The 12,644-nt window shown below is 43.0% G+C and carries 12 protein-coding genes; 5 read left to right on the top strand and 7 right to left on the bottom strand.

All coding sequences use genetic code 11. From position 1 onward, the window contains the following. Positions 1-27: 27 nt before the first annotated feature. Positions 28-1,089 (bottom strand): leucine-rich repeat protein, encoded by a 1,062-nt coding sequence (locus BACINT_RS12605; protein ID WP_007663655.1) that lies wholly within the window; start codon positions 1,087-1,089, stop codon positions 28-30. 111 nt (positions 1,090-1,200) lie between these two features. On the opposite strand from BACINT_RS12605, the gene BACINT_RS12600 reads away from it, so the two are divergent. Then, positions 1,201-2,124 (top strand): CPBP family intramembrane glutamic endopeptidase, encoded by a 924-nt coding sequence (locus tag BACINT_RS12600; RefSeq protein ID WP_044155024.1) that lies wholly within the window; start codon positions 1,201-1,203, stop codon positions 2,122-2,124. On the opposite strand, the gene BACINT_RS12595 is transcribed toward BACINT_RS12600, so the two are convergent. The 4 genes from BACINT_RS12595 to BACINT_RS12585 all read right to left on the bottom strand — a co-directional run bounded on the left by BACINT_RS12595 (position 2,042) and on the right by BACINT_RS12585 (position 5,592). Continuing rightward, positions 2,042-4,168 carry a Tex family protein gene (locus BACINT_RS12595; protein WP_007663653.1) on the bottom strand — a complete coding sequence of 709 codons (2,127 nt, stop codon included), beginning with the start codon at positions 4,166-4,168 and terminating at the stop codon, positions 2,042-2,044. The two genes, BACINT_RS12600 and BACINT_RS12595, sit on opposite strands and share 83 nt — an antisense overlap. A gap of 278 nt (positions 4,169-4,446) precedes the next feature. Next, positions 4,447-4,860, bottom strand: a complete 414-nt coding sequence (locus tag BACINT_RS23715; RefSeq protein ID WP_044155023.1) for an N-acetylmuramoyl-L-alanine amidase — start codon at positions 4,858-4,860, stop codon at positions 4,447-4,449. Positions 4,861-4,862: 2 nt separating this feature from the next. Beyond that, positions 4,863-4,970, bottom strand: a complete 108-nt coding sequence (locus tag BACINT_RS24565; RefSeq protein WP_158585972.1) for a smalltalk protein — start codon at positions 4,968-4,970, stop codon at positions 4,863-4,865. A gap of 139 nt (positions 4,971-5,109) precedes the next feature. Continuing rightward, positions 5,110-5,592, bottom strand: coding sequence for an HU family DNA-binding protein (locus tag BACINT_RS12585; protein WP_007663647.1), 483 nt, complete (start codon positions 5,590-5,592; stop codon positions 5,110-5,112). A 217-nt stretch (positions 5,593-5,809) separates the two neighbouring features. Here BACINT_RS12585 and BACINT_RS12580 point away from each other — a divergent pair, with 217 nt between their 5' ends. Further along, positions 5,810-6,028, top strand: a complete 219-nt coding sequence (locus tag BACINT_RS12580; RefSeq protein ID WP_044155233.1) for a DUF4248 domain-containing protein — start codon at positions 5,810-5,812, stop codon at positions 6,026-6,028. Positions 6,029-6,121: 93 nt separating this feature from the next. Here the strand turns inward: BACINT_RS12580 and BACINT_RS12575 are convergent, their stop codons facing one another. Beyond that, a complete protein-coding gene (locus BACINT_RS12575) occupies positions 6,122-7,912 on the bottom strand; it encodes a DUF3987 domain-containing protein (protein WP_007663640.1) in 1,791 nt (596 codons plus the stop codon). A gap of 61 nt (positions 7,913-7,973) precedes the next feature. Continuing rightward, a complete protein-coding gene (locus BACINT_RS12570; protein ID WP_007663638.1) occupies positions 7,974-8,594 on the bottom strand; it encodes a BT4734/BF3469 family protein in 621 nt (206 codons plus the stop codon). A 1,179-nt stretch (positions 8,595-9,773) separates the two neighbouring features. On the opposite strand from BACINT_RS12570, the gene BACINT_RS12560 reads away from it, so the two are divergent. The 3 genes from BACINT_RS12560 (at position 9,774) to BACINT_RS12550 (ending at position 12,640) form a co-directional block, all read left to right on the top strand. Next, a complete protein-coding gene (locus BACINT_RS12560) occupies positions 9,774-10,346 on the top strand; it encodes a UpxY family transcription antiterminator (RefSeq protein WP_007663634.1) in 573 nt (190 codons plus the stop codon). A gap of 94 nt (positions 10,347-10,440) precedes the next feature. After that, positions 10,441-10,914 (top strand): UpxZ family transcription anti-terminator antagonist, encoded by a 474-nt coding sequence (locus BACINT_RS12555; protein ID WP_007663628.1) that lies wholly within the window; start codon positions 10,441-10,443, stop codon positions 10,912-10,914. Between the two features lie 559 nt (positions 10,915-11,473). After that, positions 11,474-12,640, top strand: a complete 1,167-nt coding sequence (locus BACINT_RS12550; protein WP_007663623.1) for a capsular polysaccharide biosynthesis protein CapF — start codon at positions 11,474-11,476, stop codon at positions 12,638-12,640. The last annotated feature ends 4 nt before the right edge of the window (positions 12,641-12,644 follow it).

Below are 12,644 nucleotides of genomic sequence, written 5' to 3'. Positions count from 1 at the left end.
AGCTCGTAGTTTTTTTGTAGCTCGTAGCTACTTATAAATCAATTTGTTCTTTCCTTCTCCAAACAGGTTGTCTCCTAAAGTCGTAATCTTGTTCCCTGTAGCTACTACATAACGTAGGTTATCACATCCCATAAATGCGCCGTATTCAATAGCCGTCACTCCGGCAGGTAATTCCAATGTACCACATAAACGTCCGCAGCCGCTGAAAGCACGTTGACCGATACTTTTCAAACCTTTGGGAAGCTGAATACGCAGTAAGTATTTCTTCTGGGTGAATGTATATTCGGGAATAGCTGTGGCGCTACATTTACTAAGATCTGCAGCAACGAGATTAGGCATATAATCCCGGATCAGGATAAAATCAGCTTCATCCAGTTTGCCTTCCACAGTCAGGAAGTTTACATCCTTAGGCTGCAAACCGGCTTCTACCAATTCACTGGCAAGGCTTCCCATCAACCCTATCTGTACAGATACTTCTACAGGTTCGCCTTCTATCACGGCAAAGGTATCCCAATGTTTCTTGCCACGGTAAGAGTCACTGCTACCCAGAGGTACAAAAATGGCCGTAATACTATCTGCCAAAGCTTCAGACATCAGATTGGGAGCAGTCTTTTTTCGTAATTGGCATACTTGCAGATTCGTACACCCCTTGAATGCAGCATCTTCTATGTTCTTGATTTTCTCTGAAAGAATAATTTTCCGGAGCGTTGATTTTCCGGTAAAGGTACTGTCATTGGTTTGCTGGCAGAATGCATAAGCAGGTACACAATTTGGTGGATATATATAGAAACGGTCAGGAAAAGTGCCGCTTTTCCCAGCATAAGTACTGATTGACGCATTGGAGATATCCAGTACCTGCAAATTTTTGAATTCATCCCGCAGGTGTTTGAAATCAATAGCGTTCAGTTTTCCGGTCAATGTAAGATGAGTGATGCTGTTGGCTTCATCTTCTGTGAGCATGGATACTAAAGTACCGGGCTTGGCAACGAAAAATGTTTTGTTATTGGCTGGGTTGCCTGTATTTTGTGCAACTGCTACATAAGTACATGCAGCCAGCATTATAGTGGCGAATATTCGTTTTATCTTCATGGCTGTTACATATATGTTTAGACAAATATACGGTTTTTACAGCAAATAGCTTTCTATTTTTAATTTTATAGGTATTTTTGCCGGGGTATTAACATAAAGAAACGAGAGGATATGGAATCAATGAATGAAGATGCAAATACTGTAAAGGAACCGTCAAAACTCGTCACTTATCTGGTTGTTGCAGCAAAGATTATCGTTTATATACTTTTGATGCTGGGATTTACCGGAATGTTGGCAGCTGTTTGCATAAAACCTATCTCTTTTTTTAAGATAAGTGGAATTTTGGAAGAAGTTGTGATGCAGAGTACTTTTCTGGCCGGGAGTTTTTTGGCGGCTTGGACTCTGCTGAAGAATTGGGATCACCTTCCGGTTGCGGATTTGGGATTATCCCTGAAAGGGCGTGCAAAAGACATCTTCTGGGGTACATTTGTTGCCCTGGCAATCTATGCTGTCGGATTTGGAATATTATATGCGATAGGAGAGGTTGAAATTGCTGCCGTGCACTTTAGCGCGTACGAATTGCTGTTGTCCTGGATATTAATGTTGCTGGTTGCCCTTACAGAAGAGATTGCTTTTCGTGGTTTTGTTCTGGGGCATTTGCTGGCCGCAGGTGTAAATCGCTTTGTGGCATTGTTTCTTTCTTCTGCATTGTTTTCCCTGATGCATATTTTTAATCCCAACTTTTCTCTGATTGCTTTTCTGAATATATTGTTGGCGGGAATTTTAATTGGTTCCACCTATATATATACGCGTAATTTATGGTTTGCCATCGCTCTTCATCTTTTCTGGAATTGGCTGCAAGGTCCGATTCTCGGTTTCGAAGTAAGTGGAGGAAGATTGGGCGGTACTTTATTGTCTTTAGAATTACCGGAAGAGAATATCATCAACGGCGGTACATTCGGTTTCGAAGGCTCCATCCTGTGCACCGCGTTGATGATTATTGCTATTGTGATTACTCTGAGATCAGCTTCAAAGCGATCCGTTTGCGATCCGTGTCCACACTCAATACCCGAACCCGGACATGCTGGTGAATAGATACAATCTCATTCGGATCCGAAACAAAACGGTCGGCAAGTTGTGAAAGATGAACCAGACCGTTTTCTTTAATGCCTATATCCACGAAAGCGCCGAAGTTGGTGATATTACCTACAATGCCGGGAAGTTCCATACCTTCATGCAGGTCATTGATTGTACGCACATTCTTGTCAAATTCAAAAATCTTGATCGGACCTCGCGGGTCACGTCCCGGTTTGTCCAATTCTTGTAGAATATCCTTCAAAGTAGGCATGCCCACGGTAGGGGTGAGGTACTTTTCAGGTTGGATTTTCAGGCGCAGTTCCTTGCTGGTAATAAGCTCTGCCACGCTGCATCCCAAGTCTTTGGCCATTTGTTCTACTATACAATAGCTCTCCGGGTGAACGGCTGTGTTATCCAAAGGATTTTTGGATTGCGGAATACGAAGGAAACCGGCACATTGCTCAAAAGCTTTGGCTCCCATGCGCGGCACTTTCATCAGTTGTTTACGCGATGTGAATGCACCATTTTCAGCTCGGTAATTTACTATGTTCTGTGCCAGTTGAGGACCTAACCCCGAAATGTAAGTCAGCAGGTGGCTGCTTGCCGTATTTAGGTTTACTCCCACCAGGTTTACGCAACTTTCTACGGTCAAGTCCAGTGATTTCTTTAATTTCGTCTGGTCTACGTCATGCTGGTATTGACCTACACCGATGGATTTCGGGTCTATTTTCACCAATTCAGCCAACGGGTCCATCAATCGGCGGGCGATGGATACAGCTCCGCGCACTGTGACGTCGTATTCCGGAAATTCATCACGCGCAATCTTGGATGCAGAGTAAATGGAAGCCCCTTGCTCGCTTACAACAAATACCTGAATTTCCTGCCTGAAGGTCTGGTGTTTCAGAAACTCTTCTGTTTCACGACTTGCCGTTCCGTTTCCTACCGCTATGGCTTCTATATGGTAAGCTTCTATCATCTTTTGTATTTTAGACACAGCTTCTGTGGTTTTGTATACCGGGGCATGCGGGTAGATATTCTCATTGTGCAGTAAATTACCTTGCGCATCCAGGCATACCACTTTGCAACCTGTACGGAATCCCGGATCGATGCCCATTACCCGCTTTTGTCCCAATGGAGAAGCCAGTAATAATTGGCGCAGGTTCTGAACGAATACCCGGATGGCTTCTTCGTCCGCCTGTTCTTTACTTTGTGCGGCAAATTCCGTTTCGATAGAAGATTTCAGTAAACGCTTATAGGCATCCTGTACGGCTTCCGCCACTTGTTCTCCGCAAGCATTGTTGCTGCGGACGAAACGGCGTTCCAGACGTTCCACACACTCTTCATCATCAGGGCTTATGCTGACTTTCAATAGCCCTTCGGCTTCGGCACGGCGAATAGCCAGCAATTGGTGTGAGGTGCATTTTTTCAGGGGTTTACTGAATTCAAAGTAATCCCGGTATTTATCAGCTTCACTCTCTTTTCCTTTCACCACTTTAGCCGTGATGACAGCTTGCCGGGAGAAGGCGAAGCGTACGGTGTTACGTGCCTGTTCGTCTTCACTGACCTGTTCTGCAATGATATCCCGTGCTCCTTTCAATGCATCTTCCGCATCTTTCACTTCTCCTTTGACGTATGTTTCTGCGCGCTTCTCCGGGTTCGGTTCCCGCTGCAACATCAGTAGTGTTGCCAAGGGTTCCAGACCTTTCTGGCGGGCTACTTCTGCACGCGTACGGCGTTTGGGTTTGTAGGGTAGGTAAATATCTTCAAGAATGGTACTATCCCAAGTTTCATCAATACGCTTTTGTAGTTCAGGAGTCATTTTTCCCTGTTCGTTGATAGTGTTGACAATGGTTTCTTTTCGTTTAGCCAGCTCATTCAGCTTCTCATATTGGGTTTTGATTGCTTCAATTTGCACTTCATCCAATCCTCCGGTAACTTCTTTACGGTAACGGCTGATGAAGGGAATAGTAGCTCCGTCCGCCAATAAATCGAGCGTATGGCCGATTTGTTTCTCAGAAATACTGAGGGTGGCAGAGATCATGCGGTGAAATAACTGTATCATGTTGAATCGTTTTTTGAATAATAAGCGTCAAAGGTACAAAAGAATTATAAAAAATGCGAATCAGGAGTTGAATGAATTCATATCGGACGGGGTATGAATAAAGTGTGATAAGGTGGTAGAGTGATAAAGTGATAGTGGGATAACGCTCTGTGATATATAGCGCAGCCACTTTATCACCTTACCATCTTATCACTCTTTTTATTCAGCATTCTTTTTTAAGCAAAATTTAAATAGGCACAAAATTCCCGGAAAGCCTTTATTTGAAAAAAGGGAGCTTTTTACAGCCCCCTATATTCCCTTTCCGCATTGAAGCATGGACAAGGTTTTATCGGATTCAAATCATGATGCCCTACAATCAGTGCGCGTGGAAAAATACGTTTCAACTCGCGCAGTAGGGCCAGCAGTGAAGCCTTTTGTTCCAACGTGCGGGTGTCGGACGGTCGGCCTTTGGCATCCAGTCCTCCTTCGTAACAGATGCCGATGGAGTGGCGGTTATGGTTGAGGCAATGCGCACCGATTTTTTCCGTGGGACGGCCACGATGAATCTCTCCGTCGCGGGTTACGTAGAAATGGTAGCCGATGTCGCTGAAGCCACGGTGGCGGATGTGTTCGCGACGACAATCCTCAAGGCTCAGGCACACGCCCTGAGGCGTGGCCGAGCAATGAATAATGAGGAGGGTAATCGTACGCATGGCTACTTGCAGGCGCCTAAACCTAAAGCTCCCACTATGGCGGTGGCTACGGTGATGATTACTTTGAGGACAATACCCCATACAGATTTTGACTTTTTTTCTTCATTCATGGTGAGTAGATAATTAATAGTTAGAACTTAGAAAATTGACTACTTGGAAAATTAATAATTAAATGTTAAGCATTGAAACTTGAAGATTAAATCCTCGCGCAGCCTTTAATTTTTAATTTCTACGGCCTTCGACTTTAGATTATCCCAACGGGTCATCTTCGATTCCCCCGTCGTTTCCTTCGCCGCTTCCGTCGGGCTTATTACCGGACGGTTTACCTTCTACGGTATACATGGAAGACTCCTTCATCTGCCCTTCCAGGTTAATCTGTGCATTGCTCAGTTCTCCCGTGGCACGGGCACGGAGTTTCAGCCCCTTCACGTTGTTGGCCAGCGAGAAGTCGGCAGCGGATTGCGCGCCTTTCTTGCTGACAATCCCCACGGAGAAAATGGCGAGATCGTCCATTTTTACATTCTTTCCGTCCAGAATCAGCTCCTTGGTGCAGGATACCATGTCAGTCAGCACTCCCTTGATGACTCCGGACGAGTAGGGGGTGTTGTGGTTGGACATGTGCTTGGCAAGCTTCTCAATGTCGAAAGTCTCCTCAATTACGGGGCGTGCATACCAGAGACCTTTCAGCGGGCTGTTTTCGCCCGTCACTTGATACTTTTTGTAACGAATCATAGTTTGATAAACAAATTAAGAATTAATAATTAAAAATTAAATATTCACGGTGTTGAACTCAACGATGCAAAGATAATACCGTGTATACGGGTGTTTGTCACTTTCGGATTGTTACGGTCGATTACGGACGGTTTCTGTCTGTTATTTATATGCGTATAGTTGCCAATGTCGTGATTTATAGCTATATTTGATGAAATATAACACATGAATGTCAGATATGAACACTTTTGAAATCCGTACCTATGGGCGCACCGAACTTGCCCAGCTCTATTGTCCCAATCTTTGTCCCGAATCCGCTTACCGCAAGTTGAAGCATTGGATTGAACTTTATCCCGGCCTGTGTGATGACTTGGCCGCTGTGGGGACGTCCTCTCACTCCCGCACCTATACGTCCGCCCAGGTGAGCCTGATAGCGGCTGCACTTGGCGAACCTTAAAGTTGAGGTTGGGCGGCGTAAAGTTGAGGTTGGTACACTTGGTACAGAGGTTCACTGTTTCCGTTTGTTTCGCACACACGTGCGTATCTATGGTTAGGGCTTTTGATAAGTTCCGTTTCCATCCACACTCTCCACCAGACCGTGCTTCTGCAAGCGCTTGAGCCAGGTAGAGGCTGTTCCGGGTTTAATGCCTATCTCTTCGGCTTTTTTTATGAATTCGGCCCGTGTAAATTTCTTTTCCATGCATTGCACCAGTGCATCCCGGTCAGCATTGCCCCGGCTGGTGACTTCGGTAGCAGGTAGGAAGGAGAGGATATGGGTGGTGTGGCGGTAGAGGCTTTCGGCCAGGGACAGCACGGCATGGAAATCGTCGGGAGTGATGATGAGGTTCCATAAGCTGACGATGTGATCCTTCAGATTGTCCGGAGCGGTGTTCGGGTCGGGCGATACATTGGGTGAATCGGCTATCTCTTCGTGCTCCAATGCGCGGAGCATGGCCACCACTTCCATGATGCGGCAGATATTGATGGCCAGACGCGCCACGCTGCTCGACATTTCGTCACCGTTGGTCAGTCCGGAACGTACGAATAGACTGGAGAATAAACGGTTGAATTCCTCTTTCTGCCCGTCGGTGAGGCGCAGGGTGAAAAGTCCGTTCATGACGATGGCCTTCTGCTTTTCTTTCCATTCCATGCCCAGTGCAGTGAATATCTCTTCGAGATTGTTGTCGTTGCGGTCGAACTGGTTCTGCCAGTAGTGTATGGCGGGCATGTAGTAGAATACTTGCCGGGAAAAGAGTCCGTTTTCGGCACTGGGTATCAGGGGCTTCACTTGTGCTGGGGTGCCGGAAAGAAGTACGGCGAGATAGCTCTTTTTCACTTCGCGGTATTCCCGGTCGGTGCGGCGGTTGTAGGAAAGGCCGTCGTGGTCGAAGGCCTTGCGCATGGTGTCGCTCCAGTGGCCGTACTCCGATCCTATGGCGGTGGAGATGGTGTCGGCCTCATTTTCGCATATCAGGCCGGTGCCGTCAGAATCCATCAGGTTCTGCAGGATACCCGTTCCGGTGTTGTTGCCGGAGATGAGGAACATCTTGTTGGGCGGGATTACGGGAGGCTCGGTCTTTGCACGTTCTTTGCCCAGTGTCTCGTACTTTGCTTTTTCGCGGCGATAGGATGCCATATTTTCGGCCACCTGTTTGCGGATTTCATCGTGGAGGGGTTCTACCAGCAGGCGTACCAGCGAGAGCACGCCTTTGCCTGATGCGGGCAGTGCTGTGATGAAAGTCTGTAGACAGGGCGAGATCATTTTTCCTCCGTAGGCACATCGCACGTGCCGTCCCATGCTGGCACCCAGTACGGTGACAGTTCCCAGTAGCAGTACGTCGCATTGGGCACGGGAGGTGCCGTAGCTAACGATGCGTTCCAAGGGATAAGGCCAATGAGTGTGCTCGTCGAAAGTGGGCAGGGGAGAGAGAGGGCTGCTGTCCAGTAGGTTTTCTTCCTCATGTGCGGATACATCTTCTTCACGTGTGCGTGTGTGTGAGGCAGAAGAGGAGTGCGAACCTTGTGTACCAAGTGTACCCCATCCGTGCGGAATTTCGGATTGGACTTTTATGCCGCAAACTTCGGCCAGATGGAAGGCGGTACCTATGTGTACGTTGTTGTGTCCGTTTTTCAGTGCATTGCTGAATAGTTTGTCGGCTGCTCGTGGATCGTACTTTGGTGAGAAACTGCACAAGGTCAGGAAATCTTGGCGGCCCGCTTCGCCACAGTCGGTGGTGATGGCAAATGCCAGTTGTATATACTCTTGATAAGTGGGAGCGATGTCGGCTCCTGCATTTCTGACTGCTTCGGTCAGGCGGTGCAATGCAGATAATTGTTCCATTGGCTTTAAGTATTTTGAATTATAATTTGGGATGTTGATTCGTGATTTTAATTTTCGATGTTTATTTTTTAGTTCTCAAAAGTGCCCCTTCGTCATGGCAGAGGAAGCAGGAGCGTACGAGGTCTTTTCCCGATGTATCCACTCCTTTTCCGGGTTGGCGGTGGTTGCTGTCGTACATGCAGTGTACATAGTTCATGGCCCAGCGGATTCCATCTGTGGCGTTTTGTTCCGAGGCATGAGGAATGAAGGCTTTCACGCCCAGTCCACTGGGACTGATGAATGCCAGTGCGGGACACAGATAAGGGTCATCGAATAATTCTTGTCGTAGGATTTCGGCTTCTTCGGTGGATTCGAGATGATCGATGTCTACTACTACCAGTCCGGACAGCTCTTCCAGGCAGTCGCTTCGGCGACGGGTGAAGATTCCGCAAGGGGTCACGTAGGGCAGTGTTTGCTGCTTCAGGAGACGGCTGGTGTCTTCGTCACCTTGCAGCGCGGCGTTTCGCACTTCAAGAGTCAATGCAGTGAGTTTCTCGTTGGAGGTTATCAGTTTATATATTTCTTCCAGATTTATTGTCCGTAGCGGAGTAAGTGTGGCGCTCTTTACAGTTCTTCCGGTTGTTTTGTCCTTAATCGGCGAGATAGGGGGCATGAATAGTGACATTTTGAAAACATTTTCCATTGCATTTCATTTTTTTAATTATTTCATTTTTAATTCTTTAGTAGGTGTTTGTGTCGGGCAAAAAAAGAAGATGTCACTTTTGGATAAAGCGGCATCTTCTCATCTGCAGGGCTTAATCTTTGCCAAAGCGGGGGCAAAATTAAGTCCTTTTACAACATGTTGTTCAACACTAATTCATACTTGTTTTTTGTTGTTATTTTCTCTTTCTATTTCTCGGATTTGTATACTTGGACTCTTTAAGTAATTCAATCAAATCTTGCCTTATTGTGTTGGCTGATATTCGTTTACCGTTCTTTTGCTGAAACTTTTCTCTTCTGTATAAAAAACGTGCAAGCGTTGCCAATCCGTTTTCTGGAGACGCGTCCAGACAATTTATCATGTAGAGCTCTAAAAATGCTTTTTCTATAATGTCCCGACGGTCGATTATTCTTGTAATCGTAGCCCCGGGTTTGGGCCCTCTTTTTGCCTTAATACCTTGTTTTATTGGTTTCTTACTATTATTCTTGTTCTTTTTTGCAGTTTTTTTTTGCTGCTGTATTTACTTTATTCTTTTCCATATTTCAGATGTTTTTTAATGTTAGAATTAGTGATGGAAAAATATGTTGTAAGTTGCGAAGGTAAGTGTAAAAAGAAGAGTGGACAAGAATATCGGGATTAATGTTACTTTGAAACTTTTCTCTATGTAGCTTAATAGGTTGGTATATAGGAAGATAGGTTCTTGTTTTTTGAGTGCTCAAAAATCGTTCGTTTAATGGTGCAAAGATAAAAGGTATTTTTGGAATGTGCAAGATGTTTAATAAAAATAATCTTGCAAACACTTTCCTCTTTATGTAAACATCTAATATACAAACTGTTATTCTCAAAATAAATGTCATTAATATCTATTCGGATTATTATCCTGACAGCTACTATTCTTTCGTAAATATTTACACATATTAAACGAACGATTAAAAAACGATTTTTCTCTCTAATCTATTCGTTTATAGCTTTTTATATATAAAAAGTTCCATATAATTGTTTCATAGACTTTTTTTCCGTGACGGTAGAAAGTTTTGGAATAAAATGAATGCAAGTTAAGCTACTTAAAATAATCGCATTACATAATTTGACCGGTAGGTATTTCACTACTCCGGTGTCCCTAAAAAATATCCTGACGCGAACTAACTTCGCGAAAATTCCATGAACGAAAGTACTGACTCTCAACTTTCTACTCCTAACTCTCAATTACTCCACTGGTTTGCTGTTCGTGTTTCCTACAGTCGTGAATTGGCTTTGAAAGCTATTTTGGACGAGGAAAACATAGAGAGTTTTATCCCTATGCGTTACGGAATAGTAATGAAAGGTGGTAAGCGTGTACGTAAGTTGGTTCCTGCCATTCATAATCTTGTCTTTATTCATTCTACTCGTAAGCGTATAGACGCTTTGAAGGATGAACTCGAGGGAAAAATGCCTATACGTTTCATTATGAATCGTGAATATTGTCGTCCGGTCGTTATTCCTGATGCGCAGATGCGTAGCTTTATTCTCGTGGCGGGTAGTTACGACGAAGCAGTTCTTTATATTGAGTCAACTGAATTGAACTTGGTGAAAGGTCAGAAAGTTCGTATCACAGATGGTGTCTTCAAAGGTGTTATTGGCGAGTTTGTTCGTATCAGGCATGATCGCCGTGTGGTCGTTAATATTGAAGGTGTCATGGCTATTGCTACTACTTTTATACCCCCTTCGCTTGTTGAACCGGTAGTTGTTGATTGATATTATCATTGATAGTAGCTATTGGTTAATAATACTATTATCATCTTGAATTCGTCAAAGGAAATTCTCTTTTTGGAATAAAACAATTTATAATATGGATTCTAATTCTTCATCATTATTTTCTTTAGCCCATCATCTTCTAACCTATGGGCTAGATGGAAGTCCCATCTATGCGGACCAATTTACACGTTTGAACCGTGATGTCTACGAACGAGCTATTGAACTTTATAATACTCGTGGAACTACGGTTGAGGAGGAGGCTGAACTCTGTCTTGGCTTGTTGGTGGCTTTTGCTGCTACTATTTATGATAATGGTAGTAAGCAGGAATGTATTCAGAGTGTGTTGGATCGTAGCTGGGAGGTGCTTCCAAAACTTTCTCCTTCGTTGTTAAAGGTTAGGCTATTGACGTATTGTTATGGTGAATTTTATGATGAGAGTTTAGCGAAGGAGGCTCATGAAATTATTAACACTTGGAATAAGGGAGAGCTGACTTTGGAACAGACGAAGATTGTGGAGGAGTTGAAGGATTTTGAGGAGAATCAGTATCCGTTTGAGGAGATAAAATAAAATTTATTCATTAAAATATTCAACACATCTGATGAGTAATTGTTGGAAAGTGCATATATAGGAAGGTATTTTTATTGTATGACTTTGAGATTATCTTAGAATTGATTATAAACTACAGACTGAATGATGGAGTCTGCAGGAAATGTCTACAAACTATGTTGGGGGTATTTTCTAGAGAGAGTATTTGTAAGTACTATAGGTGGTATTAAGATAATCTCCAAGCCCTTTCAAGTTATTGTCTATAAGGATATGTGAAAGACATGACTCTTTAGAGTCTTGCATTAATGGTTTTGCGATATGGATATGAGAATATCGGATTTTTGGTAGAGATAATCGCTTTATGCTATAGCATAATTAGTATGGTGAGTAGTCGGTTTGGACTGTTTTGGCAAATTTTATTGGAATTATTAACGGTTGCAGAGAATTTCTGAGTCTGAAATTACGGAATATGGACTTAATGGTATGACAATGACAAAAAATAATAGTAATTTTTTGTGAGGTGTTCTTATAGAAGGAATATATACATTATGAGTAATAACAATTTGTAATTGTTTGAAGAATGAATATACTTATAACAGGCGCTAAAGGTTTTATTGGAAAGAATCTTTGTGCGCAGTTAAGCAATATCGCTACTAATAAAGCTCGTTGGTATAAAGTGGATTCCACTATTACTATAATGGAGTATGATATTGATTCAAAACCTGAGCTACTTGAAGTATACTGTCAAAAGGCAGATTTTGTATTTAATCTAGCAGGAGTTAATAGACCGAAAGATGTTAGTGAGTTTATGAGAGGAAATTATGGTTTCGCTTCCACACTCCTTGATACGTTAAAAAAATATGGGAATAAATGTCCTGTTATGATTTCGTCGTCAAGTCAGGCTGCATTAGACAATCCATACGGGCAGTCTAAAAAAGCCGGAGAAGATTTGATGTTTCAATATGCAAAAGAAACAGGTGCCAAAGTATTGATATATCGTTTCCCTAATCTTTTTGGTAAATGGTGTAGACCTAATTATAATTCTGTTATAGCAACATTTTGCAATAATATTGCCAATGATTTGCCTATTCAGGTAAATGATCCCAATGTAATGTTAAATCTTGTCTATATAGATGACTTAGTAGATGAATTAATAAATGCGTTGACTGGTGATGAATATAGGGAAGGTAAATTTTGTTATGTAGCTAATGTACATAGAGTGCGGTTGGGGGATATTGTGGATTTATTGAATTATTTCAAAAAAGGGAGAACTTCTCTTCAGGTACCTTATGTGAGTGATTCTTTTAAGAAAGCTCTCTATTCAACATTTGTGTCTTATCTGCCGGAATCTAAGATATCTTTTGCTTTGAATATGAATGTAGATACAAGGGGGAGTTTTACAGAGTTTATAAAAACGGAAAATCATGGACAAATATCTATTAATATTTCGAAACCTGGTATAACTAAGGGACAACACTGGCATAACAATAGTGTTGAACGCTTTTTAGTGGTAAGTGGCTGTGGTCTTATTCAGTTGAGAAAAGTGGGTGTAGATGAAAATGGTAATAGATATCCGGTGATTGAATATAATGTGGATGGAAGTAACTTAAGAGTAGTAGAAATGCTTCCGGGATACACCCATAACTTGATTAATCTTTCTGAAACAGAAGACATGGTTACTATTATTTGGAGCAATGATTGCTTTGATCCCAGTCGTCCTGATACATATTATGAACCTGTAGAATAAAAAA

Source organism: Bacteroides intestinalis DSM 17393 (genome assembly GCF_000172175.1).
Lineage (GTDB): Bacteria > Bacteroidota > Bacteroidia > Bacteroidales > Bacteroidaceae > Bacteroides > Bacteroides intestinalis.
This window is presented reverse-complemented; position numbering and strand designations above follow the sequence as displayed.